Consider the following 26,677-nt stretch of genomic DNA (forward strand, 5'->3'; position numbering starts at 1 on the left):
GCGTTCACTCCCCCGAACCGGGGTTGCCGATGGCGATCATGCGCTCGACGCTCTGGCGGGCGCGCGCGGCGACGTCGTCGGCGACGAACACCTCGTCCCGCCCCTCGCGCAGGGCCCGCAGCAGCGCGGCGGGGGTGATCATCTTCATGTACGGGCACGACGCGCGCTCGTTGACCGCCTGGAAGTCGATCCCCGGGGCAGCCTTGCGCAGCTGGTGCAGCATGCCGATCTCGGTGGCCACCAGGACCTGCTTGGCGCCGGTCTGGCGAGCGGCGTCGATCATTCCGCCCGTGGACAGGATCTTGACCCGGTCGTCGGGCACCGCACCCTCACCGGCGAGGTACAGCGCCGAGGTGGCGCACCCGCATTCGGGGTGGATGAACAGGTCGGCGTCGGGGTGGGCGGCGGCCTGCTCGGTGAGCTCGTCACCGTTGATGCCGGCGTGGACGTGACATTCACCGGCCCAGATGTGGATGTTGTCGCGCCCGGTCTCGCGCTTGACGTGCGCGCCGAGGAACTGATCGGGCAGGAACAACACGTCGCGGTCGGGATCGATCGAGGCGACCACGTCGACGGCGTTCGACGACGTGCAGCAGATGTCGGTGAGTCCCTTGACCTCGGCGGTGGTGTTCACATAGGAGACCACCACGGCGTCGGGGAACTCGTCCTTCCACGCACGCAGGTCGTCGGCGGTGATCGAATCGGCCAGCGAACACCCGGCGCGGGCGTCCGGGATCAGGACCCGCTTGTCCGGGCTGAGGATCTTGGCGGTCTCGGCCATGAAGTGCACACCGCAGAACACGATCTCGTCGGAGTCGACCTCGGCCGCGATCCGCGACAGCGCCAGCGAGTCGCCGACGTGATCGGCCACGTCCTGGATGGCCGGGAGCTCATAGTTGTGCGCGAGCAGCGTGGCGTTGCGGGCCGTGGCGAGCCTGCGGATCTCCTCGGCCCACTCGACGGTGGGTTCGACGCCGGTGAATCCACCGGGACCGTCGATCCACTGCATGTCCGCCGCAGTCGAAGCAGTCGACTCGGTCACCGCGGGTCGGTCGCTGGTGATGCTCATCTGGAGAACTCCTCTGTCCTGCCGCTCTGCGGCCTGCGCACGGCACGGGCTGTGTACCGGCGGCAGGTTTTCGACTATTGATCGAAAACCTGCAGTCATCGTAACACCGGTCACTCTGCGGGCATTCCAAGCCCATTCCAAGTAGTCCACTACTCGTGTGATCCACCGTTGTACTCCGTAGCGTTCTGATCAGCCGAAACACCAACGTCATCCCCGTCAACCCACGACTTCAGGAGTCCGACATCATGACCGCAAGCCTCGGTACCGCCACCGGCAACGCCTCGCAGCAGCCCATGCCGCCGATCGCGCCGCGGAGCCCCATCCCCGGCCGTCGGAGTTACTCCACCCCGCTGCAGGCGGTGCGTCGCCGCCAGGAGGCCCTGGACCGGCTCGCCGCGCGACCGGTGATGCCCCCGCGCCGGGTCGAGCCGATCGCCGTGATCTCCGCGCCGCGACCCGAATCCCGCACCCTTCCGGTGCCGCTGACCACGCGTGAGGTCGAGGTCCTGCGCACCTGGCTGCTCGTCGACTCCAAGGCCGATGTCGCCTCGCAGCTGACCATCTCGGTGGGCACGGTCAACACCCACCTCGCGCGTATCCGGACCAAGTACGCCGACGCCGGTCGCGCCGCCCGTACCAAGGCCTCCCTGGTCGCCCGCGCGATCCAGGACGGCCTCGTCACCCTCGAGGAGCTGTGAATCGGCGACCCGCCGCACCCGCCCGGCCGACACACCGTCGGGACGGCGGCGGGCACACCGTCGGGACGGCGGCAGGCACACCGTCGGGACGGCGGCGGGCATGCCCATAGAATCGTCGCCATGCCGTCGCGTCCCGACCCCTCCGATCCCGGGACGCCGGCCATGCGCGTCGAGGTACTCTGCGTGGTCTTCCAGGTCCGCGAGATCGAACCCGACGGCGCACCCGCACTCTCGGTGCTGCTCACCCACGGTGACGACCGCGCACCGTGGGCCCTGCCCGGCGGCGACGTCGGTGACGACGAAGACCTGTCGGTGACCGGACATCGGCTCCTCGCCGAGAAGATGGACGTCCGCTCCGTCGCACACCTCGAGCAGTTGGAGGTGTTCTCCGACCCCCACCGGGTCCCCGGCGTACGGACCATCGCCTCCACGTATCTGGGCCTGGTGCCCTCCGACGCCGCGACCGACCTGCCGAGCGGCGCGGCCTGGTATCGGGTCGACGACCTGGGTGCCGACGACCTGGCCTTCGACCACGCGTCGATCATCGAGGCCGGCCGCCACCGGCTGGCGGCGAAACTCTCCTACACCAACATCGCCTTCGCCCTGGCCCCGTCCCGGTTTGCGATGTCGGAGCTGTCGGAGGTGTATGGCGCCGCCCTGGGTTACCGCGTCGACACCACCAACCTGTTGCGCATCCTCAGCCGACGCGGCGTGGTGGTCGCGACCGGACTGCTCGGCCGCACCGGCCGCTCGGGTGGCCGTCCACCGTCGCTCTACGCCTTCGCCGACCAGGCGCTACGCGTGACCGACGAGTTCGCGACGCTCAAACCGCCGATGTGACGGTCTGCGTGTCGATCGCCGGCCACTGCGGCTGATCACCGACTCCGAGGTCGGCGTTGCGCTGCGCCAGCGCACACACCAGGTACACCAGCGTCGCGAAGAGCGGCGCACAGATCAGCAACACCCACGGCCCGCTCGGCCCCTGGCGCACCGACTCGTCGAGCCACAGATCCGGCACGACCCGAAAGGTCTCACCCACGGCCACATCGGTGGGCCCGGCCAGATGCCGATCGGCGATCTGTGTCCCGACCCAGGCGGCGATCCCGGTGCCGACGATCGTGGCCGCCAACGTCACCCCGTACCCGGGCAGTCCGCGCCAGCCCCGCGCCGCCGACCACGACACCGCAGCGGCGATCGCCCCGAATGCGCCCATGATCAGGCAGAACGCGGCAACCCCGGCAAATTCCTCACCGAGCTGGGCGCCGCTCACCGACGCACCGTCGGCCGCACGGACCCCGGACATCGCCGGGGTGACCACCGCCCACACCGCGCCGGCGATCACACCGAGCAGCAGCGTCACCGCCGCCACCGCGATCAGGGTCGACGGGGTGCGGTGGGCCGGCCGCACGGCCATCGGGGTCTGCGGGTATGCGGGGAACGTCACCGGCAGGCCCGGTGCGTGCGGCCCTGTTCCCTGCGCACCCGGTTCCGCCGATCGTCCGGATCCCGGGTGCACGGGTTCGGGGTGCACGGGTTCGGGGTGCACGGGTTCGGGGTGCACGGGTTCCGATCGTCGGGACGCCGGCGGACCCACCGGGTCGGTCATCGTCGACCCAGCTCGCTCGAGTCGACGGTGCCGTGCCGGGAACAGCGGGCGTCCCAGCCGTCCGGGCGCACCTGCACCACCATGCGGCGGCCGCACTGCCCGCAGAACCGCGGCGGTTCCAGGCCGAGCCTCGCGGCGGTCGGCACGGCGTCTGGCGACTCCAGTTCCAGCTCGATCCCGGTGTGCACCCCGTACCGGCACGGCTGGTGCAACGGACCGGGGACCGTCAGGTCACCCCCGCCGCCGGGACGGTTCGTCATCACAACTCCCACGCCTGCGAGCCTAGCCACCTCTGCACTCCGCCTGTCAGATGCTGTCGTTGAGTGCCTTGATCGGCATCGACAGATCGGCGAGCAGATCCAGGTCGTCCTCGGCGGGACGGCCGAGGGTGGTGAGGTAGTTGCCGACGATCACGGCGTTGATGCCGCCGAGGATGCCCTGCTTGGCACCGAGGTCACCCAGGGTGATCTCGCGGCCGCCGGCGAAGCGCAGGATGGTACGCGGCAAGGCGAGCCGGAAGGCGGCCACCGACTTCAGTGCCTCCGATGCGGGCAGCACGTCGAGGTCGCCGAACGGGGTACCCGGTCGCGGGTTGAGGAAGTTCAACGGCACCTCGTCGGGCTCGAGACCCGCGAGGTCGGCGGCGAATTCGGCGCGCTGCTCGAGGGTCTCGCCCATGCCGAGGATGCCGCCGCAGCAGACCTCCATGCCGGCGTCACGGACCATGCGCAAGGTGTCCCACCGCTCCTCCCAGGTGTGGGTGGTCACGACGTTCGGGAAATGGCTGCGCGCGGTCTCGAGGTTGTGGTTGTAGCGGTGCACTCCCATGTCGCGCAGCTGGTCGACCTGCTCCTGGGTCAACATGCCCAGGCTGCAGGCGATCTGGATGTCGACCTCGTTGCGGATGGCCTCGATCCCGGCTGCCACCTGACTCAACAGGCGCTTGTCGGGACCGCGCACGGCGGCCACGATGCAGAATTCGGTGGCACCGGTCTTCGCGGTCTGCTTGGCCGCCTCCACCAGCGACGGGATGTCGATCCATGCGCTGCGCACCGGGGAGGCGAACAGGCCCGACTGCGAGCAGAAGTGGCAGTCCTCCGGGCAACCACCGGTCTTCAGCGAGATGATGCCCTCCACCTCGACCTCCGGACCGCACCAGCGCATCCGCACGTCGTGGGCGAGTTGCAGAAGCTCGGTGAGCCGCTCGTCGGGCAGTTGCAGGACGGTGAGCACCTGCTCCTGGCCGAGTCCCTCCCCACGTTCGAGGACCTGCTCGCGTGCGATCGCGAGGATGTCGGCCGAGTCGGTGGTCGGGGTGGTCGCGGTACGCGGGTCCACGGGGGCCTGGGTCATGCGAGAACTCCTTGATGGGTGCGGTTCGGTGTCTCGGGGTCGGTGGTGCGCAAGCCGGTCAGCCAGTCGGGGTCGAACCAACTCGCGGCGTCGAGCCGGAACCGGCCCGCGGTGAGGCGGCCTGCACCGTCGGGAATCACCCCGACCACCGGGACCCCGGTGAGTCGGGGCAGGTCGTCGCGGTTACAGCGGGTCGCGAGATCCGGCTGCTGCGGCCAGGCGCCGATCACCAGGCCGGCGGGCCGCAGCCCGGCGCCGCGGATCGCGGCGACGGTCAGTTCGGCGTGGTTGAGGGCACCGAGCCCCGCCTGCACGACGACGAGGACCGCAGCGCCGAGCGCTCCCGCCACGTCGAGGACGGTGTGGCCGGGCGCCAGCCGGACGAGTGCGCCACCCGCCCCCTCGACCAGGGTGAGATCATGACGATCGGCGAAAGCCGATATCCGCGAATGCATCTCGTCGGGATCGGCCGGTGCGAGGCCCGCCACGCGAGCAGCGGTCTCCGGTGCGAGCGGGTCGGGATAGCGGATGCACTCGAGGGTCGGGAGCGGACCGGTGAGCGCGGTGACCGTCGCGAGGTCGCCCGGCTCGCCGTCGAGCACCCCGGTCTGGGCCGGTTTACACACCGCGACGTCCAGACGCGGGGCGAGTGCGGCGGCCAGCGCCGCGGTGACGATGGTCTTGCCGATGTCGGTGGAGGTGCCGGTGACGACCAGGGATCGAACGCTCATCGCGCACCCACCTGACGCAATGCCGCGAGCACCACATCCGCGGCACGGTCGACGTCGTCGGCGGTGAGGTCGGCGCGCATGGTCAGACGCAGGCGTGAGGTACCGGCGGGTACCGATGGCGGCCGGAAGCAGCCCACGAGCACACCCTGATCGCGGCAGGCCGCGGCCGCGGCGACCGCGGGTTGCGGTTCGCCGACGACGATCGACAACACCGCCGACACCTCAGACGTCCCGTCGGCCCGGCGCGGAAGGTCGATATCGCAGCGCTCGGCCATGTGGATGACGTTGCGGCGCAGACGGTTCGGCATGTCCGGATCGGCGCGCAGCAGCCCCAGGGCGGCGCGGGCACCGCCGACGGCCGCCGGGGCGAGACCGGTGTCGAAGATGAAGGGTCGGGCGCGATCGATCAGGTGGCCGCGCAGCACGTGCGGCCCGAGCACGATGCCGCCCTGGGCGCCGAGGGACTTCGACGCGACGCTCGTGACCACCAGATCGGGGGCCCCGGACAGCCCGGCCTCGGCGATCACGCCGCGACCTCCCGGTCCGCGGACGCCGAGGCCGTGGGCCTCGTCGACCAGCAGCGCCGCGCCGTGGGCGCGGGCGACGGCATAGAGTTCGGCGACCGGCGCCGCGGCCCCGTCGACGCTGTAGATGGAGTCGGAGACCACCAGGGCACGGTCCTCGGTGCGTTCGGCCAGGGCGGTGGCGACGGCCTCGTGATCACCTCTGTCGACCACCACCACCCGAGCCCGCGACAACCGGCAGCCGTCGATCAGCGATGCGTGGGTGCCGGTGTCGCTGACGATGAGGTCACCCCGCCCGACCAGTGCGGTGATCGCGCCGACATTACCGAGGTATCCCGACGAGAACATCAGTGCTGCAGGAAAACCCAGGAAGTCGGCGATCTCGTGCTCGAACTCGACGTGCTCGGCGGTGGTGCCGGCGACGAGCCGCGAGGCGGTGGCCCCCGCACCCCAGCGGTCGAGGGCGAGATGCGCACCCTGGACGACCGACGGGTGGGTGGAGAGGCCGAGATAGTCGTTGGAGGCCAGGTTCAGCAACGCCTGCCCCTCGCGGCGCACCACCGGCTCGCGGTGCAGGCCGGCGGCGAGCGTGGCCGCGGCGGCCTGATGCAGCCATCCGAGGGCGACGGGACCGTCTGCGGCGGGGCCGTGGTCGGCAAGGTCGTGGTCGGCAAGGTCGTGGTCGGCTAGGTCGTGGTCGGCAAGGTCGTGGTCGGCGGTCGCCGGCTCACGGTCATCGGTCTGGGTGATGGTCACAGGGGTCCTCCCACCGGAATCGCGACACAGGCCTCGGCGGCGGCACGCATGCCGCCGGTGAGCGTGTCGATCTCGTCGTCGGAACAGATGTAGGGCGGCATGGCGTAGACGAGGTTGCGGAACGGGCGCACCCACACGCCGGCGTCGACGGCCGCGGCGGTGGCCGCGCGCATGTCGACCGGGGCGTCGAGTTCGATCACACCGATCGCCCCGAAGACCCGGACGTCGGCGACGCCGTCGATCCCGCGCAACCGACCCAGTCCGCGTTCCAGACCGGCACCGATCCGCGCGACCCGCTGCGCCCACGGGCCGTCGAGAAGCAGTTCGGTGGAGGCCACGGCGATCGCACACGCCAGCGGATTGGCCATGAAGGTGGGGCCGTGCGCCAGCCCACCGGCCTCCCCGGCACTGATCACCTCGGCCACGTCGTCGGTGCACAGGGTGGCCGCGAGGCTCAGGTATCCGCCGGTCAGCGCCTTGCCCACGCACATGATGTCAGGCGCGACACCGGCGTGCGCCGCGGCGAACAGGGTGCCGGTACGGCCGAAGCCGGTGGCGATCTCGTCGAAGATCAGCAGGATGTCCTGCTCGTCGCACACCCGGCGGAGCTCACGCAGGTACCGGGGATCATGGAAGCGCATCCCCCCGGCGCCCTGCACGACGGGTTCGACGATGATCGCGGCGAGTTCGTCGCGGTGGGCGATCACCTCCGCCTCGAAGGTCGCGACGTACTCCGGCCGGAAGTCGGAGGGCGGGGCGTCGACGAAGACCTGCCGGGTGAGCACGTCGGTCCACAGGGCGTGCATGCCGCCGTCGGGGTCGCACACGCTCATCGGGGCAAAGGTGTCGCCGTGGTAGCCGCCGCGCCAGGTGAGCATTCGCGTGCGCCCGGGCCGGCCCCGGCCCCGCCAGTACTGCACCGCCATCTTGATCGCGACCTCGACCGACACCGACCCGGAATCGCAGAAGAAGACCTTGTTCAGCGGCGCGGGGGTGATCTCGACGAGCAGCTGGGCGAGCCGCGCCGCCGGTTCATGGGTGAGGCCACCGAACATGACGTGGCTCATCGCATCGAGCTGTCGGCGGGCGGCGTCGTCGAGTACCGGGTTGGCGTACCCGTGGATCGCCGCCCACCAGGAGCTCATCCCGTCGATGAGGTCGCGGCCGTCGGCGGTGCGCAGGCGCACACCGCTCGCCGAGCGGATGACGAGGGGGTCGGTGGGCGCCGGGAACGCGCCGTAGGGATGCCAGATGTGCGCGGCATCGACGGCGCTGATGCTGGCCTGGTCCACGGAGCGATCCTTCGGTCGGACTGGGTGGCCGGAGGACACGCTCCGAGCCGGGGCTGGTGCGGGTGTGGGTGGCGTCACCATCCCGCTGCCTGAACACCGTACAGGAAAGTTCCTGAACGGTGTACAGGTGACGGGTGGGCCGTGGTCGCCACCGTCTGCGACCGGCGCGGATTCCTGTCACGCCCGTCGACGGGGTGCACGGTCGGGCCTGCGACGGCGGCCACCCACGCACGCAGCGTCCGGTGGACCGGGTCACGCGCCGCGGCCACGGATGATCACCGCGGGTGCACGCCGGACCGCCGCACACGCCCTCTACCCTGGGCCCCGTGAGCAACAGCCGAGCCGACATCCTGGCGGCCGCCCGTGGAGTGCTCACCCAGCACTCCCTGGCCGACCTGACGATGCGTCGGCTCGCCGCGGAGGTCGGGGTCCGCCCCAACGCGCTGTACTGGCACTTTCCGAACAAACAGACACTGCTGGCCGCCCTGGCCGACGACATCCTCGCCTCGGTCCCCGGCCCCGACCCCGCCCTGCCATGGGACCGGCAGCTCGCCGACTTCGCCACCGGGATCCGCGTGGCACTACTGGCCGTGCCCGACAGCGCCGAGGTGGTGTCGTCGAGCTGGGCGTCGGGCCTCTCGGACAAGGCCGTCGCCGACGTCATCATCGCCGTGGCCGTCGCCGGTGGCCTGACCGACCGGGATGCCCGGGCGATCGCCACCGCGATCTGCCAGCTCGTCATCGGCCTCACCATCGAGGAACAGACCCGCGCGCAGATGGAGCGACTCGGCGTGATCGGACCGTCGGGCCGCGATTTCGGTGCCGAGTTCGCCGACGGTCTCGACGTGATCCTGGACGGCGCGCGGCATCGGGTCGCCGCGATCGACGCGTGACCCGGTAATCTCTGCGGAAGGGCTCAGCGCGTCGGGTGGCGAGCCATCGGTGACCCGATGCCGCCCCACGGATCCGACGTTCCCTCACGGAAGACGCTCCACCTCTTGGCCACCACTCGAACACGCGCCACCGACCGCATCGTCGCGACGCCTGCCGCCACACCCGCGTATCGCACCGATCTCGACGGTCTGCGTGGTATCGCGATCACCCTGGTCGCTTGTTTCCACATCTGGTTCGGCCGGGTCTCCGGTGGTGTCGACGTCTTCCTCACCCTGTCCGGATTCTTCTTCATCGGATCGCTGCTGCGTCACGCCGTCCACAGCCAGTCGGCCCGCGTCTCCTACTGGGACACGATCAACCCGTGGCCCCGGCTGAAACGCCTGCTCAAGCGGCTGCTGCCGGCCTTGTTCACGGTGTTGGTGGCGGTGCTGGTGCTGACCGTGGTGGTGCTGCCACAGACCCGGTGGGCCAACATCGGGCACGAGCTGATCGCGAGCGGCCTGTACTACCAGAACTGGTATCTGGCGCTGAACTCCCAGGACTATCTGGCGGCGAGCTCGGCGAACAGTCCACTGCAGCACATCTGGTCGATGTCGGTGCAAGGGCAGTTCTTCGTCGGCATGCTGCTGGCGGCGATGGTCGTCGCCGCGCTGATCAAACTGGTCGCCACCGTCTTCGCCCCGATCGCCCGTCCCGCCGTGATCCGCACGATCGTCGGCCTGGCGTTGCTCGGTCTCGCCGCGCTCTCGTTCTACTGGGCGCACATGCGGATGGAGGTCAACCAGCAGTGGAACTACTACGACACGCTGTCGCGGCTCTGGGAACCACTGGCCGGTGGTCTGCTGGCGGTGTGGATGCCGTCGTGGCGGGTTCCCCGCTGGATTCGTAACTCCGCGACCGTCGTCGCACTGGCGCTGATCGTGACCTGCGGCTGGTGGATCGACGGCGTGGACTCCTATCCCGGCCCCTGGGCGCTCGTGCCGGTCGGGGCGACGGTGCTGATCATCTGGTCCGGGGCGGTGGCCGCCGAACGCGTCGGCCGGGGCCGGCACGCCCAGCAGGACACCTCACCCCCGGCGGTCAACCGGATGCTCGCCTCCACCGGGCCGGTCTGGCTGGGCACCATCGCCTACGCCCTCTACCTGTGGCACTGGCCCCTGCTGATCTTCTACCTGAGCTGGCGGGACAAGAACCATGCGAACTTCGTCGAGGGTGTGGTGTTGCTGGCCGCGTCCATCGGGCTCGCCTGGCTCACCAAGCGCTACATCGAGGACCCGCTCCGCAACGGTGAGGCCCCCGCGTTGCCGAGACCACTGGTCGGGTGGTCGCAGAAGCGGTGGTTCGGCTACACATCGCTGGTCACCGCGCTCCTGGTGGTCGCGAGCATCGTCGGCGTGGCCGGGATCCAGGTCTGGCAGCGGCACGTCACCACCCTCGCCGTCGACACCAAGAACCTCGATCCGCGCGAGTATCCGGGAGCGCGCGCACTGCTGGAGAACGCACCGGTGCCGGCGCTCGATCCGCAACCCACCCCGCTTGCGGTGATCAAGGACTTCCCCGAGACGTCCACCGACGGGTACATGAGCGACTTCGAGGATCCGCGGATCCACGTCGGCATCTACGGTGATCCGGCGGCCTCGCGGACCATCGCGCTGGCCGGCGGATCGCACGCGGAGATGTGGATCAGCGCGCTCAACCTCCTGGGTCAGCGATACCACTTCAAGGTCAAGACCTACCTGAAGATGGGCTGTCCGCTGTCCACGGATCCGGTACCGCGACAGAACGGTGTGCCCTACCCGCAGTGCCACGACTGGGTCGAGCGGGTGATCCCGATGATCATCTCCGACAAACCCGACGCCGTGTTCACCAACTCCACGCGTCCGCGTGACGACGGGCCCGGCGACTGGACACCCACCGACTACACGCCGATCTTCGAACGCTTCACCGGGGCCGGCATCCCGGTTCTCGGCATCCGCGACACCCCCTGGCCGCACAATGCGCAGGGAATGATCGACACCCCGACATGTCTGGCCGAGGGTGGCACCGCCGAGTCGTGCGGCACCCAGCGGTGGGCAGCCCTCTCGGCCACCGATCCGGCCGCCGAATACGCCCGGACCAATCCGCTGTTCCACGCACTCGACATGTCGAACGGTGTGTGCGCCCCCGACCTGTGCCCGGCGATCGTCGGCAACATCATCGTCTACAAGGACTGGCATCATCTCAGCGCCACCTACGTCCGCAGCCTCACCGACGGGCTCGGTGCGCAGATGGGCGCAGCGCTGCCGTCGACGACGGGCGCGCGTCCCTGACCACTTCGAGCCCGGCACCGGTTCGATCCCCACACCGATCGGGTCCCGACACCGACCCGCCTCCACCGGTTGCGACGCCGATCACGCTCTGGTGGCCGGGACACGTGTCCGAGATGTAGACCTGCGGGTTCGCCGCTAGGGTCGACACATGAACACAGGACGGCGCGCATGACCGTACCGCCCACCGCAGACGATCGGTCCACGACCGAGGCACCACTCGATCCCGCCGGTCTCGCAGGCACCCCCACAGCCCGGGGTGCCGCGTCGACGCCCGGTGTGCCCGCGCCACGTCCGCTCCCGGTGTGGCCGGGTCAGGCATACCCGCTCGGCGCAACGTATGACGGTGCGGGCACGAACTTCTCGCTGTTCTCGGAGGTGGCGGAGAAGGTCGAGCTGTGCCTGATCGAGCCGGACGGCAGCGAACAGCGCATCCGGCTCGACGAGGTCGACGGATACTGCTGGCACTGCTATCTGCCCGGGATCGGACCGGGACAGTTCTACGGGTACCGGGTGCACGGCCCGTTCGATCCGTCGCAGGGCCTGCGGTGTGACCCCAGCAAGCTGCTTCTCGACCCGTACGGAAAGGCCTTCTACGGGGACTTCGATCCCGACCCGTCGCTGTTCTCGTATCCGATGACGTCCGAGACCGACCCCGGTACGGAGACCGGGAGTGCACCCGATCCCGACGCTGCGACCGACGATTCCGGGGCAGCCGAGGATCACACCGCGCCGGACGATCCCGACACCGACGGTGTCTCCGCCCTCTCGACCGAAGCCGCCGACGCGGAGGCCGAAGGCGAGATCCCGGTGACGACGGTCGTTTCGCCGGACGTCGTCATCCCCACACGTTCCGGCGACCCCACCGATCCCGGTGGGTCCGAGTCGCTCCCGCTGTCCACCACCGTCATCGCTTCCGCTCTCGACGGCGCCCCGGTGACCGGGGACATGACCGGCGGGGTCACGACCGGCGGGGTCACGAGCGGCGGGGCCGTGGGAGACCCCACACCCGCGGCCCCCACGCTCGCGGACCCATCACCCGGCGCGGGAGCCGGTGGCGAACCGGTCGACGGCACCGAAGCTCAACCCGTCGACCCACTCACCGCCACCGACGGGCCGGCGGCCGTCGAGGAGGCGGCCCTGGAGCCGGCCACCGTCGAGGTGGCGGCCGTAGTGGCCACCGTCGACGCCGACCCGGACGAGACCGACGACGAGGTGTTCGAGGAGCCGGAATCACCGTTCCCGAACGATCCCCAGCAGGTCGATCCGGACCCGTCATCGGACATGCCGCAGCTCGATTCGTTGCATCACACGATGTTGTCGGTGGTGATCAACCCCTTCTTCGACTGGCAGAACGACCGACCGCCACGTCTGCCCTATCACCAGACGGTGATCTACGAGGCACATGTCAAAGGCATGACCGCCACCCACCCGGACGTTCCCGAGCATCTGCGCGGAACGTATGCGGGGCTGTGTCATCCGGTGATCATCGACCACCTGAAGTCGCTGGGTGTGACGGCGATCGAACTGATGCCGGTGCACCAGTTCATGAACGACTTCGTCCTGCGGGAGAAGGGCCTGCAGAACTACTGGGGGTACAACACCTTCGGCTTCTTCGCCCCGCATGCGGAGTACGCGGCGGCCTACAAACATCAGCCGGGGAGCGCCGTCACCGAGTTCAAGGCGATGGTGCGGGCGTTCCACAGGGCCGGGATCGAGGTGATCCTCGACGTCGTCTACAACCACACCGCCGAGGGCAACCACATGGGTCCCACGATCAGCTTCCGCGGCATCGACAACAAGGCGTATTACCGTGTGGTCGACAGCAATCCCGAAATGTACATGGACTACACCGGCACCGGGAACAGTCTCAACGGCAGGCATCCGCACACCTTGCAGCTGATCATGGACTCGCTGCGCTACTGGGTGCTGGAGATGCACGTCGACGGATTCCGGTTCGATCTGGCTTCGACCCTGGCCCGGGAGTTGCACGACGTCGACCGATTGTCGGCGTTCTTCGATCTGGTGCAACAGGACCCGGTGGTCAGCCAGGTGAAGTTGATCGCCGAGCCGTGGGATGTGGGTGAGGGCGGCTATCAGGTCGGCAACTTCCCGCCGCTGTGGACCGAGTGGAACGGCAAGTACCGCGACACCGTTCGCGACTACTGGCGAGGTGAACCGGCGACGTTGGGCGAGTTCGCCTCTCGTCTCACCGGGTCGTCGGACCTGTACGAGGCCACCGGCCGCCGGCCATCGGCGAGTATCAACTTCGTCATCGCCCATGACGGTTTCACCTTGCGGGACCTGGTGTCTTACAACGAGAAACACAATCTGGCGAATGGTGAGGACAACCGCGACGGCGAGAGCCACAACCGGTCGTGGAACTGTGGCGTGGAAGGCCCCACCGACGATCCGGAGATCCTCGCGCTGCGTGCCCGCCAGCAACGCAACATCCTGGCCACGCTGTTCCTGTCGCAGGGCACACCGATGCTCGCCCACGGCGACGAGATCGGTCGGACCCAACGTGGCAACAACAACGTGTACTGCCAGGACTCCGAATTGTCCTGGATGGACTGGTCTCTGGTGGCCAAGAACGCCGACCTCTTGGCATTCACGCGGCGCGCGATCGCCCTGCGGACCGCGCATCCGGTGTTCCGGCGACGCAGGTTCTTCGCCGGCAAGCCGATCCGGTGGGGCCATCAGGCACTCGACATCGCCTGGCTCACTCCCTCGGGCGCGGAGATGACCACCGCCGACTGGGACAGCGGCTTCGGCAAGTCGCTGGCGGTGTTCCTCAACGGTGCCGGGATCGCCGAGAGCGACGAGCGCGGCGAGAAGGTGATCGACGACAGCTTCCTGATCTGCTTCAACGCCCACTACGAGAGCATCGATTTCCGGTTGCCCCCCACCGGATACGGCCTCGAATGGGAGGGCGTACTCGACACTGCCAGTGCCACCGGCGAGTCCGCGGTCACCTCCGCGGTGTCGGGGTCGGTGTTGTCGGTGCGGGAACGGTCGTTGCTGGTCTTGCGCAAGATGGCCTGACGTGGCGATGCGACCGGAGCCGATCGCGACCTATCGGGTGCAGCTGACCCCGGACTTCGGGTTCACCGAGGTCGTCGGGATTCTCGATCACGTTTGCGCACTCGGGGTCTCGCATGTGTACCTCTCCCCGATCGGGACCGCGATGCCCGGGTCGACCCATGGATACGACTGGGTCCCACCTCCTGGGGTGGCCTCGGCACTCGGTGGACGCGACGGGCTACGCACCCTGCGGTCGGCGGCCCGCGAGCGCGGCATCGGGATCGTCGTCGACATCGTCCCCAACCACACCGGTGTCGCGGAGGTCCTGCGCAATCCGTGGTTCGCCGATCTGCTTCAACACGGTCCGGGCTCGCGGTACGCCTCGTTCTTCGACGCCGACTTCTCCGTCGACAACGGATGCGATGGCGCCCTGGCGTTGCCGGTGCTCGCCGCCGACGGCGATCTCGAACCGCTCACCGTCGACGCCCGCGGAGTGCTGCGGTATCACGACCACGCCTTTCCCACCGCGCCCGGCACCCTCGGCGGTACCCCGCAGGAGGTCCACGCGCGCCAGCACTATCGGCTCGTCCCGTGGGATTCGGGGATGATCGGCTACCGCCGGTTCTTCACCGTCAACGAACTCGCAGGCCTACGGCAAGAGGACGCGACGGTCTACGACGCCACCCACGCGTGGTTGCGCGACCTCATCGAGGCGGACCTGATCGACGGTGTGCGCGTGGATCATCCGGATGGCCTGTGGAATCCGGTGGACTATCTCGGCCGGTTGCGCGGTGATCTCGGTACCGACCGCCTGCTGTGGATCGAGAAGATCCTCGCCGCCGACGAGGCGCTGGAGCCCGGTCTGCCGGTGGACGGCACCACCGGATACGACCAGATGCGGATCATCGACGCGCTGTTCACCGCACCGTCGGGGATCGTCGAGTTGTCGGAGATCCACGAACGCACCACCGGCATTCCCGGTGACGCCGGCTGGCTTCGCGACACCGAACACAACCGCAAACTGCGCACCCTCGCCGAGATGTTCCCGGCCGAACATCGGCGTCTGGTGCGTGCCATCACCCACTCCGACCCGAGTACGGACGTCGCCGCCGTCACCGAGGCGACCGCGGAGCTGATCGCCGGCCTGGGGGTCTATCGCGCCGACTATCCCTCGCTGCGGCCACGTCTGGAGGCCATCGTGGCGCGCATCGGCGAACGGCGACCCGATCTCGCCGATGCGCTCGCCACCATCGTGGCCGAGACCGTCAACCCGGGGTCGGCGGCCACCGCCCGCCTCGCCCAGACCTGTGGGGCGGTCACGGCGAAGAGCGTCGAGGACAGCCTCTTCTACCGCACCGCGCGTCTGGTGTCCGCGCAGGAGGTGGGGTCGGACCCGGCCGACCCGACGTTGCCGTTGCGGGACTTCCACGCCCACAATGTGATCCGTGCCGCCGATTGGCCCCGGGCGATGACAGCGGCATCCACCCACGACACCAAACGCGGCGAGGACGTGCGCGCCCGGATCGCCGTGATCGCACAGGTCCCCGAACGATGGTCACTGCTGGTGCGACAGTTGTGGGCGGCCGCACCGCCTCCCGATCACCTGACCGGATACTTCCTGCTGCAGAACGTCATCGGCGTGTGGCCCGTCGATTCCCAACGCCCGGCGGTGGTCGACGACGAGCTGCGCGAACGGTTGTGTGCCTACGCACGCAAGGCCGCCCGCGAAGCCGGACTGCGGACGTCGTGGACCGATGTCGATGACGGATTCGAAGATGCGCTCGACGCCTGGATCGACGCCCTCACCACCGCACCCGTGTCGGGACTGATCGACTCCTTCGTCTCGCGGATCGCGAGTGCGTGGGAGCAGGAGGCACTGGCCCGCAAGGCGATCGGACTCCTCGGTCCAGGTGTTCCCGATCTCTATCAGGGCACCGAGTGGTTCGAGGACTCGCTGGTCGACCCGGACAATCGTCGCCCGGTGGACTACGGCCGGTCTCTCGACCACCCGAAGACGCGCCTGGTGGCGGCCGCCCTCGGGGTGCGTGCCGCCGTCCCCGAGGTATTCGGCCCGGGAGGTGACTATCGGCCGATCCATGCCGACGGGACCGCAGCAGACCACATCGTCGCCTTCGCCCGGGGCGTGGCCGGTGAGCCCCCGTCGGTGATACTGGTCGCCGCACGTTTCACCCACAGCCTGAGTCCGGCGGGCGCGGCCGCCACCACCGTCACCCTGCCACCCGGTTCCTGGGTCGATGTCCTCGACGACAGCGTGCACAGTGGCGTGGTGGACATGGCCGCCCTGCGCGCCGACCACCCGGTGGTGGTCCTGCGCCGGGGGTGATCGTCGTCGGAGGTGGATACGGGATGCGTACCTCACCGGATGTCGACGGCCCGGCGGCAGCGCATGAAGTGGTCACCGCGCGACGCCACCCCACGAGATTTCGACACGGGTCCTCGCGATGCTCGGTCCCGGCTCAATCAACAGAACACAACGACACCGACTCCACCACCAGCCCCGGCTCAATCAACAGAACGCAGCGGCGGCAGAGACTTGGACACGGGCCACAACTCAATCCAATTCTCGCAGTTGATGGTTGAGCCGACGAGGAGCGCAGCGACGAGACGAGTCGAAACCTCCGACGCCCGACCTCGAAACCCGACCACCGCCGGGGGTGGATCCGGACATCGTCACCTCCGGCGGATTCGGACAACACAGCCGGAACGCCGATGGAGTCGATATTCATCCGGCGGGTGTCGGTGCCGGGGTCGTCGTCGGGGCGGTCGACTGGCCCTGGCCGGGTAGCGACTGCGACGGATCGACGATGCCGCTCTTGGTGGATCCGGGCGGGCCGCTGAACTCCGACACCAGCCACTGGCCGTCGACCTTCGTCAGGTCGAGCATGAAGATCATCAGCCGCGTCTCGCCGTTGGGGACGTTGGCGCTCTTGGCGCTGACCTCGGCCATCACCGTCGTCTTGGCGGCGTCGGTGTCGACGGACTCCACCGACGACGACACGATCTTCGACGTCGCCTCGATCGCGAGGGCCTGGCTGTTCTGTTCGGTGTCGGCGCGATCCTGCTCGAGCCGTTTGCGCAGGTCACCCGTCGACAGCGGACCCAGGATCTCCTTGTACTTGTCGGTGTTGCCCGGGTTGATCGTCGTGACCAACCGGGTCACGAAATCCTCCGACACCTGCTTGGAATCGTCGAATGCCGACCGCTTCTGATCACCCTGGTAGACCAGCCATCCGAGCACTCCGACGGCTGCGGCGAGGGCGATCACCACGATGACGCCGAGCGCACGCCACAGGGCGCGACCCGACAGCGTGATCGAGAACTCCCGGTTCTCCTTCTTCGTCGCCGGTGCGGGTTCGGTGGTGGCGACCTCGGCCCGCGCCCGGGCGCGACCGCTCTTGGCCGGCGGCACGGCCTTGCGGGCCGGCTTCTCGGCCGGATCACCCGTGTCGGGGGTCTCGGCGTCCGGGGTCTCGGCGTCCGGGGTCTCGGCGTCCGGGGTCTCGGCGTCCGGGGTCTCGGTCTCCAGGAATTCGGCTTCCCGGGCTTCGCGGGTGTTGTCGGTGTCGTTGTCGTCCACAGTTGTCATCTCACAGAATTCCTCGCCGCTACTTGTCGAGTGGAACCGTGCGCGCATTCGGGTCGTAGTTCGGCGGTGGTCCGGCAGTGTCGTCCCCCGCCGGACGCGGCGCATTCGCCGACCCCCGGACCTGCTGATGAGGATCCTCGGTCACACAGTACAGATTGGTCGGGATGGTGAGCTCCAGGATCTTGGTCGGCCGGGTCGGCGTGATCGGATAGTCACAGTACGGGCGCGGATAGATCGCGCCGAACGCCCACCACGCGCCGTCGTGGAACATGGTGAGGCTCTTGATCGATGCATCCCGGATCGACGGCAACAGGTTCACGATCGCCGGGGCCCGGAGCGCACCCTGCCGGGCGATGTCGGCGAACTGCCCGAGCACATCGGTCACCGGGTCGCGGATCTCGCCGAGCGAGCCGGTCAGGCTGGTCAGCTGCGCGGGCCCCTTGCCGAGCAGGGTGCGCAGCTCCCGGTCGGCGGCGACCGCCGCGTTCACCACACTACTCATCGCCGCGACGGTGCCACCGAGGTCCGGTTGGATCTCGGCGGTGGTCTTCAGGATGGTCCCGGTCTCCTGGATCAGCTTGGTGGTCTGCGGGAGCACCCGATACAGGTCGGCGAAGATCGTCCCGCCGGCGTCGAACAGCGCCTTGAGGTCGTTGGTGTCGCTGTCGGGGTTGAGCGCGATGTCGAGGTTGTCGACGATCACCGTCAGCTTCTCCGGCGGGATCTGGTCCACCACACCGAGTGTGGTCTCGAGCAGCTTCGGGAACGGCGTGGTCACCGTCGTCTGGTTGACGTTGATGATGTCACCGTCGGCGAGGTAGGGACCGTCCGCGGTCGGCGGCTGGAAGTCGACGTATTGTTCACCGGTCGCCGACAATCCGAGGGCCGCGACGATGGTGTTGCGGTTGATCTTCACGTCGTCCTCGATGGAGACCTTCACCTCCACCGACCGCGGACGCACCTGGATCGAGTCGACGTCACCGATCCGCGCACCCCGCAACGTGACCGGCGAGGTGTCCTGCAGTCCACCGGAGATCGGGAAGTCGATCGTCAGGTGATAGTGCCCCTGGAACGGCTGCCACCGCAATGCCCCGAAGGTCAGATAGGACAGGCCCAGCAGCATCACCAGGACGAGCGCGATGTTGCCGAGCCCCACCGAGTGTTTGCGCATCCATCCGAAGACCGCACTCATCCGCAGCACCCCCGGGTCCCGGTGAGCCGTGCGAGCAGGCGGGTGAGCGTCTGCTGCAACGATTGACCGCCCGCGTCCAGATCCTGGAGTTCCGGAAGTCTACTGGCCGAATCGAATCCGGCGCCCGGATTCAGGTAGTAGACCTTCGCCGACAACGATGCCGCGCTCGAACTGGTGGACTTGACCCACTTCGGGGTGAGTTCGGCGACGTTGTCCGAGAGCGCCCCCAACGTGCCGACACCTGCGTTGAGCTCGTCGAGCAGCGACGCCAGGTGACCGATCATCTCGATCAGGTCCTGCTTGTCGTTGCGCAGGAAGTCGTTGGTGGCGGCGGTGACCCGATTGGTCTTGTCCAGGGTGGTGAGGATCAGCTGGATCTGCCCGTTGATCGTGTTGAACGCCGGTGCCAGTTTGTTGATCGCCGCCATGATCTGCGCGCGTCCGTCGGCGAACTGACCGGTCAGGATCCGGGTGTTGCGCATCGCGGTGTCGACCTCGGCGGAGTTCTGGTTCAGCTTGGTGATCGCCGTGGTCAGCCCCTCGATCGCACCACCGAGCTCGGTGCCGCTGTCGGGTCCCGCCGACACCGCGGCACTGAGTTCGGTGATGATCTGCTGGGTGGAGCCGAGCGATCCGCTGTCGACGAATCCGCTCATGCTGACCAGGAGATCCTCGACGGTGGCCGCCGCCGAGGTCGGGCCCGTCAGGGTGTCGCCGTCGGCCAGGTATCCGTCGGTCGGCCGGTTCGGTGGCAGGAGTGCGACGAAGACGTCACCGAGCGGAGTCGCCTGGCGTAGTTCGGCTCCGGTTCCCGCTGGCACCCGCGACGACGTGGACACCCGCATCGTCACGATCGCCTTGTAGTTCTCCGCCCGGATGTCGGTGACCTCACCGACGTCGGACCCGAACATCTTCACCTTGGCCCGGGACGGCAGGTTCAGGGCGTTCTCGAACGAGGCGGTGAGTTCGATGGTCTCGCCCAGGTTGCCCGGAGCAGGCAGCGGGATCTGCTCGACCGTGAGCCCGGGGAGGACACCACACCCCGACACCGCGAGCATCGACGCGACGATCAGCGTGAGCAGCGCCTTGCGCATCCGCATTCCCCCGATCACTTGCTCAGCTCCAACAGCGCGGAGAACACACCGAGGTCCGGCCCGAAATCGGCGAGTTGCCCGGTCTCACAACCATTCTTCTGCAACTTGATCGTCCGGCAGAACTGCGACAGCAGCTGGTTGTCGAGCAGCGACTTGTCGAGCAGCACCTGCGCACGCCAGGCCCCTTGCTCCGCCGACACCGAGTTCGACAGATTCTGGAACAGCAGCGGCCCGAGGTCGATGGTCTCGACCACCTGCCGCGAGTAGTCGCTCAGATTCTCCGCGAGCGCGGCGAGCCGTCCGGTGGAGGCACCGATCGCAGAACCGTTGTTGTGCAGGAACTCCGAGGTGTTCAGCAGCGTCTGATTGAGGTCGGCGAGGGTGGCGACCAGACCGGGTGACTGCCGGCCGAGCATCTCGCTGACCTGGTTCAGCGACGACGAGAACGCCGTCATCTTGGGGTAGTTCGCGGTGAGCGCCGCGGTCAGCGACTGCACCGACTTGACGATCTCGACGATCCCGTCGCCGTTGCCCGCCACCACCTGCGAAGCACTGCCGAGCTGGTTGATCGCCTCCTGCAACCGCTCCCCGTTGCCGCCGGTGATCCCGGCGGTGATGTCGATCATGTCGGCCACCGGCCCCTCCCCCGGGGCATCTCCCGACAACGACACCATGAGCTTGTCGACGGCGCTGAACAGGTCGCCCACCGACACCGGGCTCAGTCCCTCGTTCTGCATCACCGCACCGTTCTCGAGTCGCGCGCCGCCGGAGTAGGCGGGGGTGAGCTCGATGTGCCGGGTGGTGACGATCGAGGTGTTGACGATCGCGGCGGTGGCGTCGGCGGGTATCGGAACGCTCTTGTCGACGGTGAAGGTGACCTTGACACGGTTGCCCTGCGGTTCGATCCCGGTGATCTGGCCGACCGGCATGCCCAGCACCGCAACGTCATTGGTGGTGTGCAGGCCTGCCACATTGGGGAAGAACGCCGACACCTCGATGGCCTGACCGGTCGCCGTCGTCCACCCCGCCGGGATCAGCGAGCATCCCGACAGCAGGCCGACGGCGAGAACGATCAGGACGGCGGTCGGCGCCCAGATCCGGCGCCCACGAGGTGCCACCGAGCCGTCGGTGCCCACGGACTCGGTCATCGGTGTCAGCATCCGTCCACCACCCGGGCCAGGCACAACCAGTTGTCGGGGAAGATTCCCCACGGCAGATATCCGTTGGCGTACGGTCCGTCGCCGAGGATGTTGTTGGTCAGTCGCGCGGTCACCGGCAGGATCTCCAGCAGTTTGCGCAGGTTGGCCCGGTTCTTCTCCAGACCCTGGCTGATCGTGTTGAGGTTGGCCATGATCGGCGCGAACTGGTTGCCGTTCTCCGCGGCAAGGACCCGCGCCTGATCGGTCAGTGCGGCGATCCCGTCGAGCAGCTTGGTCACCAGCGACTCCCGGGCGACGATCTTCTGGGTGAGCTGGGCGCCCTGCCCGACGATCACCGCGAGCTGGGTCTGCGAGTCGTTGACGATCGAGGTGACGGTGCGGGTGTCGATGACCAGCTGGTTGATCTGGTCGCTTCGGCCGGTGATGATGTCCGACATCCGGGTCAGTGCGTCGAGCGTCGGTTTGGTCACCGCCGGCGCCCCGGCGAGCTGCCGGTTCAGCGCGCGCACACTCTGCGCGAGGTCGGCGTCGTCGATGCCCTGGAGGATCGGGGTGCCCTTCTCGATGGTCTTCTGCAGGTCGTAGGGCACCCGGGTCTCGGAGATCACACCGGCGGGTGCCGGGTCGGGCGAGTTCCCCAGGGACACATCGACGTACCGCTGGCCCAGCAGGGTGGACAGTTTGATCTCGGCCGAGCCGTTGGAGGTGACGTCGACGTTCCGGTCGACCTTCATGGTCATGTGGACGTGGTTGCCCTGCAGTTCGGTCGCGGTGACCTTCCCGACGTCGATGCCGGCCACGCGCACCTTGTCGCCGGCCCGGATGCCGCCGGCCTGCGCGAAATCGGCGGTGTAGGTCTTCTTGCCGAGGTCGGCCTCGGCGAGGGCGGTGACGCCCAGGACCAGCGCGACGATCACGACGGCTCCCACCAGGCCGTACCAGAGTCGGCGGTTGCCGTCGAAGCTGCGACGCAGACGTGACCTCATCGGCACACCACCGAATGCCGGGTGCCGCCGATCTTGTTGATGATGCCCGGCGGGAACAGTACGTCACCGATCGCGATGTCGAGGTCGCACGCGTAGATGTTCAGGTAGGCCCCCTCGCCCAGCACCAACGGGAAATGTCCGAGGAAGATCGGCAGGTCGACGGCCAGGCGATCGAGTTTGGCGCCGTTGCCGATCAGCTTCTCGGTGGCCTGGTCCGCCGAGGTCGCCGCCTGGGCCAGGTCGCCGCGGGTCTGGCTGAGCACGTCGGCGAATCCGGCTGCGGTGTCCCCGATCTGGCTGACGGCCTGACCGAACCGTGCCGAATGCGCGTTGAGGTTCTCGACGACCTGACCGACCGAGTCGATCAGCGTGCCGACCTGATCGCCCTGCCGGGACAGGTCGCGCATCACGCCGCTCAGGTTGTCGATGATCGCCCCGATCACGACATCCCGATCGGCCATATCCGAGGCCATCTTGCCGACCTGGGCGACGGTGTTGCTCAACGAGACGGTGTCGCCCTGGAAGGCCTGGAGCAGTCCGTTGGACAGGTCGTTGACCTGCTCGGGGGTGAGCGTGTCGAACACCGGTTGGAACCCGGCGAGAAGTCTGGTGACGTCGAAGGAATCCTCCGACGGCTGTCGCAGACTCGATCCCGCCGCCAACGGCCGGGCCTCGCCGTCGGCGAGGCTCAGCGCGAGGTACCGCTGGCCGATCAGATTCTGGTAGCGGATCGCGGCCTTCGTCGTGGTGTACATCGGCTGACTGTCCTGCACCTCGAACGTCACCTTGGCCTTGCCGCCGTCGAGTTCGATCGCGTCGACGCGGCCCACCCGAACCCCGGCCATGCGGACGTCGTCGCCGACGGCGAGGCCGGATGCGTCGGAGAAGGTGGTGTCGAAGCCGGTGGTGTCGCCCGACACCGACCGTTCCAGTGTCGAGTAGATGATGTAGGTCAACAGCAATGCCACGACGGCGAACAGGGAGAAGCCGATCAGCGGTTTGCGGATGGTGGCGTGTCCTGCACTCAACGTCCACCTCCGTGCGCCGTGGGGGGTGTGCCCTGATCCGATGTGGTCTGGTCTGATGTGGTCTGGGTCGGGGTCACCGACTGGACGAGTGGGCCCAGCATCAGGGTGTCGGCGGCCGACGGTGTGCGGTTGAGCGCGGTCTGCAGGGTCTGGTTGTCGGAGTGGGTGGTGACCGATCCGGCCGGGCGGGCCGCGTTGCGCCGCATCCCGTCCTGCGGATAGACCAGCAGTGGTCCGGAGCTGGTGGGCCCGGTGCCGGTGCCCGGTCCGACGCAGCCCGGTCCGCGCAGCTGACCGTAGGGTCCCCCGTTGTAGACCGGGCAGTTCTGCCGGGTGTATCGCTGGAAGGCGCTGAAGCTGACCCCGATGTTGAGCTGGGCGTGTCCGTTGACTCCGGTGAAGACGGTGAGCACCTTGGCGGCCAGGTCGTTCAGCGCGGTCAGCGCCTGCGGAAGTGCACCCTCGTTGTAGACGGCAGCGCCGAGCATGGTGTTGGCGTCGGCGACGACCCGCTTGCCGACATCGCCGTTGGCGGCGAACAGCGCCTGCACCTCGTCGGTGACGCCCTGCGCCGCCGACAGCAGGGCGGTGAGCGAGTCCCGATTCTCGGCGATCGTCATGGCCGGGATGACGCTGCGGCCGAGGGTGTCGAGTAACTGCGGCGACGACTGTGCCAGTCCGCGCACCGAGTTGTCGAAGTTGTCGAAGCCCGACGGCGCTCCGGGCGGGAACTGGTCGTTGATCGTCTTGAAGTACTGGTCGAGGACCCCGACGAACATGCCGAACACCTGTCCGCCGCCGTTGAGAGCGTCGGCGATGGTGCCCAGCACGGCCGCCAACTGCTCCGGCGGCACCGCATCGAGCAGGGTGCGGAGCTGGTTCTGGGCGTCCTGCAGTTTGACGGTCTCGAGGGTGTGGTCGGCGGGAATGGTGGCCCCCGACTCCAGGTGCTGCGGCGACGGGTCGGCCGGGGCGACCAACTCCACCGAGTTGACGCCGAACAGATTAGACGGGACGGTGCGGGCGGTGACGTTGGCCGGGATGCCGTCGGCCTGGGCGGGCAGCACGTCGATGTCCACCTGCCGCAGCGCCTGTCCCCCGGTTCCGACTTGCCCCTCGGCCAGTCGCACGCCGGTGACCTGCCCGACGATCAGGCCGTTGTAGCGGACGTCGGCGCCGTCGTTGAGGCCGTCACCGACATCGGTGAGCTGCGTGTTCACCGAAACGGTCTGGGTGAACACGCCCTGGTAGCGCATGAACAGCAGTACGAACAGAACCGCCAGGGCGATCACGAAGGCCAGCCCGCGGAGCACATAGGCCGGCAGAGACGGGTTGGCACCATCGGTGGAGATCTGCATGCCGACCCCCTAACCCGAGATCTTGATGCCGGGTGATGTCCCCCAGAACACCAGCGTCATGACCAGATTCGCGAACACGATCACGATGATGGCCAGCCGGATCGCGTGGCCGGCCGCCACTCCCACCCCTTCGGGACCGCCGGAAGCGAAGTACCCGTAGTAGCACTGGATGAAGGTCGTCAGCAGGGCGAACACGATCACCTTGACGAAGGAGAACACCATGTCCTGCGAGATCAGGAAGGAGTGGAAGTAGTTGAGGTAGTTGCCGTTGCCCTGCCCGCTCTGCAGCTGGAACATGATCTGGCAGGCGAGGTAGTTGGCAGCCAGCGACACCGAGTACAGCGGCATGATCGCGAGGACCGCCGCCGACATCCGGGTGGTCACCAGGTACGGCAATGGACGGATGGCGATGGACTCCAGCGCGTCGATCTCCTCGCTGATCCGCATGGAACCGAGCTGGGCGGTGAACCGGCATCCCGACTGGGCGGTGAAGGCCGTCGCCGCGAGCAGCGGGGCGATCTCGCGGGTGGTGGCGAACGCCGACAGCCCACCGGTCACCGGGTCCAGGCCGAGCAGGTGCAGGGCGGTGAATCCCTCGATGCCGACGGTCGCACCGCCCATGATCCCGAGGATCACCATGACGCCGACGGTGCCGCCGCCCACGACGATCGCACCGTTTCCCCAGGCCACGTCGGCGAGCAGGCGCCAGACTTCCTTGCGGTAGTGGGTGAATGCGATGGGCACTGCGCCGATCGACTTGACCAGGAAGGTGAGCAGGTGACCCATCTGGGCCAGGCCGTCGCGCGGGCCGCGGTAGACACCCTTGACCGCCTCGACCGGACGGAGCAGTGGCGGGACGTATCGAGACGCGGTCATCTCACACCGCCTTGGTGGGGACGAGGATCGCGAACAACTGGGTCAGGACCACGTTGACGGTGAACAGCAGCAGCACCGAATTGACCACGGCGGCGTTCACCGAGTTCGCCACACCGGCCGGCCCACCACGGGTATTGAGGCCGCGGTCGCAGGCGACGATGGCCACGATCGCACCGAAGATCACGGATTTCCCCAGCGCGAACAACAGATCCGAGACCGAGGCGAACGCCGCGAACGTGCCGGTGTAGCTACCGGGGGTGCCCCCCTGGAAGTAGATGTTGAAGACATAGCCGGTGATGAATCCGACGAAGCAGACGAAGCCGCAGAGCAGGAAGCTGACGACCATCGTGGCCAGCAGGCGCGGTGAGATGAGCCGTTGCACGGGATTGACGCCCATCACCTTCATCGCGTCGATCTCGTCGCGGATCGTGCGGGAGCCCAGGTCCGCGGCGATGGCCGAACCGACCGCGCCGGCCAGCAGCAGCGAGGTGACCAGTGGCGCCCCCTGGCGGATCACACCGAGTCCGGTGGCGGCGCCGGAGAACGACGTCGCACCGATCTGCCCGGCGATGTTGCTGACCTGGATCGAGACGATCACCCCGATCGGGATCGCGACCAGCAGGGTCGGGAACACCGACGTGCTGGACATGAAGGCACACTGACGGATGAACTCCCCGAACGGAAATCGTCGCTTGAGGATGTCCTCGATCAGGACCTTGAATACCTCGACGAACATCGCCAGCTGACGACCGAACGTCTCGAAGCCGGCGACCACATGCTCACGGAACCAGGTGGTTGCCGCCCTCGGCTCCCTCCGGTCCGTCGCTACGGCCCCATCCCCCGGAGCCTCCACGTCAGTACTCAATCCCCGTCCCTGCGTCTCTCAACCATCGCGTCGCCCCCCTGGCAGGCCTGGTCGGCAGTAATATACCGCACCACCCTCGTCCGTTATGGCATGGGTCACACCCTGCGCGGCCTGCACTCCTCCCATCGCGAACCTAGGGTGAGGACGATGAGCGAACCACAAGATGGTCGCCTCCCGGAGAGGGACCACACCCGCTCGGGTGACGCCACGATAACCACCGCAGAGAAACATTCGGGGCAGAAACGCCCGAATCGTTGT

The 26,677-nt window shown here is 68.2% G+C and carries 22 protein-coding genes; 6 read left to right on the forward strand and 16 right to left on the reverse strand.

Annotated elements, in window-relative coordinates:
- Positions 1–4: 4 nt before the first annotated feature.
- Positions 5–1,069, reverse strand: coding sequence for a quinolinate synthase NadA (gene nadA, locus ACWDUA_RS04685; RefSeq protein WP_449749838.1), 1,065 nt, complete (start codon positions 1,067–1,069; stop codon positions 5–7).
- A 245-nt stretch (positions 1,070–1,314) separates the two neighbouring features.
- Between nadA and ACWDUA_RS04690 the strand changes: the two genes are divergently transcribed.
- Both ACWDUA_RS04690 and ACWDUA_RS04695 read left to right on the forward strand, forming a co-directional pair.
- Positions 1,315–1,767, forward strand: coding sequence for a LuxR C-terminal-related transcriptional regulator (locus tag ACWDUA_RS04690; RefSeq protein ID WP_449749839.1), 453 nt, complete (start codon positions 1,315–1,317; stop codon positions 1,765–1,767).
- Between the two features lie 120 nt (positions 1,768–1,887).
- Positions 1,888–2,607, forward strand: a complete 720-nt coding sequence (locus ACWDUA_RS04695) for an NUDIX hydrolase (RefSeq protein ID WP_449749840.1) — start codon at positions 1,888–1,890, stop codon at positions 2,605–2,607.
- Here the strand turns inward: ACWDUA_RS04695 and ACWDUA_RS04700 are convergent.
- The 6 genes from ACWDUA_RS04700 to ACWDUA_RS04725 all read right to left on the reverse strand — a co-directional run bounded on the left by ACWDUA_RS04700 (position 2,591) and on the right by ACWDUA_RS04725 (position 8,029).
- The gene (locus ACWDUA_RS04700; protein WP_449749841.1) at positions 2,591–3,211 is read right to left on the reverse strand and encodes a DUF2567 domain-containing protein; all 621 of its coding nucleotides are present in this window, start codon (positions 3,209–3,211) and stop codon (positions 2,591–2,593) included. The genes ACWDUA_RS04695 and ACWDUA_RS04700 overlap by 17 nt on opposite strands.
- Before the next feature lie 158 nt (positions 3,212–3,369).
- The gene (gene bsaP / locus ACWDUA_RS04705; RefSeq protein ID WP_449749842.1) at positions 3,370–3,633 is read right to left on the reverse strand and encodes a biotin synthase auxiliary protein BsaP; all 264 of its coding nucleotides are present in this window, start codon (positions 3,631–3,633) and stop codon (positions 3,370–3,372) included.
- A 46-nt stretch (positions 3,634–3,679) separates the two neighbouring features.
- Entirely contained in the window at positions 3,680–4,726 is a 1,047-nt protein-coding gene (gene bioB / locus ACWDUA_RS04710; protein WP_449749843.1) for a biotin synthase BioB, read from the reverse strand.
- Positions 4,723–5,457, reverse strand: coding sequence for a dethiobiotin synthase (gene bioD, locus ACWDUA_RS04715; protein WP_449749844.1), 735 nt, complete (start codon positions 5,455–5,457; stop codon positions 4,723–4,725). Before bioD ends, bioB begins: the two co-directional genes overlap by 4 nt.
- Positions 5,454–6,593 (reverse strand): 8-amino-7-oxononanoate synthase, encoded by a 1,140-nt coding sequence (locus ACWDUA_RS04720; RefSeq protein ID WP_449750039.1) that lies wholly within the window; start codon positions 6,591–6,593, stop codon positions 5,454–5,456. Before ACWDUA_RS04720 ends, bioD begins: the two co-directional genes overlap by 4 nt.
- A 140-nt stretch (positions 6,594–6,733) precedes the next feature.
- The gene (locus tag ACWDUA_RS04725; protein WP_449749845.1) at positions 6,734–8,029 is read right to left on the reverse strand and encodes an adenosylmethionine--8-amino-7-oxononanoate transaminase; all 1,296 of its coding nucleotides are present in this window, start codon (positions 8,027–8,029) and stop codon (positions 6,734–6,736) included.
- Between the two features lie 326 nt (positions 8,030–8,355).
- Here ACWDUA_RS04725 and ACWDUA_RS04730 point away from each other — a divergent pair, with 326 nt between their 5' ends.
- From ACWDUA_RS04730 to treY, 4 genes are all read left to right on the forward strand, one after another.
- Positions 8,356–8,922, forward strand: coding sequence for a TetR/AcrR family transcriptional regulator (locus ACWDUA_RS04730; RefSeq protein ID WP_449749846.1), 567 nt, complete (start codon positions 8,356–8,358; stop codon positions 8,920–8,922).
- A gap of 57 nt (positions 8,923–8,979) precedes the next feature.
- Positions 8,980–11,232: an acyltransferase family protein gene (locus tag ACWDUA_RS04735; RefSeq protein WP_449749847.1), complete on the forward strand. Its 2,253-nt coding sequence runs from the start codon at positions 8,980–8,982 to the stop codon at positions 11,230–11,232.
- A 168-nt stretch (positions 11,233–11,400) separates the two neighbouring features.
- Positions 11,401–14,274 (forward strand): glycogen debranching protein GlgX, encoded by a 2,874-nt coding sequence (gene glgX, locus ACWDUA_RS04740; RefSeq protein ID WP_449749848.1) that lies wholly within the window; start codon positions 11,401–11,403, stop codon positions 14,272–14,274.
- Positions 14,275–14,281: 7 nt separating this feature from the next.
- Complete coding sequence (gene treY / locus ACWDUA_RS04745; RefSeq protein WP_449750040.1) at positions 14,282–16,597, forward strand: malto-oligosyltrehalose synthase; 2,316 nt, start codon at positions 14,282–14,284, stop codon at positions 16,595–16,597.
- Positions 16,598–16,996: 399 nt separating this feature from the next.
- Here treY and ACWDUA_RS04750 read toward each other — a convergent pair whose 3' ends face one another.
- From ACWDUA_RS04750 to ACWDUA_RS04790, 9 genes are read right to left on the reverse strand one after another with little or no spacing between them, the layout of a single operon-like run.
- The gene (locus ACWDUA_RS04750) at positions 16,997–17,860 is read right to left on the reverse strand and encodes a hypothetical protein (protein WP_449749849.1); all 864 of its coding nucleotides are present in this window, start codon (positions 17,858–17,860) and stop codon (positions 16,997–16,999) included.
- Between the two features lie 19 nt (positions 17,861–17,879).
- Positions 17,880–19,052, reverse strand: coding sequence for an MlaD family protein (locus ACWDUA_RS04755; protein ID WP_449749850.1), 1,173 nt, complete (start codon positions 19,050–19,052; stop codon positions 17,880–17,882).
- A complete protein-coding gene (locus ACWDUA_RS04760; protein WP_449749851.1) occupies positions 19,049–20,146 on the reverse strand; it encodes an MlaD family protein in 1,098 nt (365 codons plus the stop codon). The genes ACWDUA_RS04755 and ACWDUA_RS04760 overlap by 4 nt, the downstream gene beginning before the upstream one ends.
- 14 nt (positions 20,147–20,160) lie before the next feature.
- Positions 20,161–21,294: an MCE family protein gene (locus ACWDUA_RS04765; protein ID WP_449749852.1), complete on the reverse strand. Its 1,134-nt coding sequence runs from the start codon at positions 21,292–21,294 to the stop codon at positions 20,161–20,163.
- A 5-nt stretch (positions 21,295–21,299) separates the two neighbouring features.
- The gene (locus tag ACWDUA_RS04770; RefSeq protein ID WP_449749853.1) at positions 21,300–22,292 is read right to left on the reverse strand and encodes an MCE family protein; all 993 of its coding nucleotides are present in this window, start codon (positions 22,290–22,292) and stop codon (positions 21,300–21,302) included.
- Entirely contained in the window at positions 22,289–23,320 is a 1,032-nt protein-coding gene (locus ACWDUA_RS04775) for an MlaD family protein (protein ID WP_449749854.1), read from the reverse strand. The genes ACWDUA_RS04770 and ACWDUA_RS04775 overlap by 4 nt, the downstream gene beginning before the upstream one ends.
- Entirely contained in the window at positions 23,317–24,678 is a 1,362-nt protein-coding gene (locus ACWDUA_RS04780; RefSeq protein ID WP_449749855.1) for an MlaD family protein, read from the reverse strand. Before ACWDUA_RS04780 ends, ACWDUA_RS04775 begins: the two co-directional genes overlap by 4 nt.
- A gap of 9 nt (positions 24,679–24,687) precedes the next feature.
- Positions 24,688–25,554: an ABC transporter permease gene (locus tag ACWDUA_RS04785; protein WP_449749856.1), complete on the reverse strand. Its 867-nt coding sequence runs from the start codon at positions 25,552–25,554 to the stop codon at positions 24,688–24,690.
- A 1-nt stretch (position 25,555) separates the two neighbouring features.
- Positions 25,556–26,419, reverse strand: coding sequence for an MlaE family ABC transporter permease (locus tag ACWDUA_RS04790; protein ID WP_449749857.1), 864 nt, complete (start codon positions 26,417–26,419; stop codon positions 25,556–25,558).
- Positions 26,420–26,677: the final 258 nt, after the last annotated feature.

It is taken from the genome of Gordonia sp. NPDC003376 (assembly GCF_053589235.1).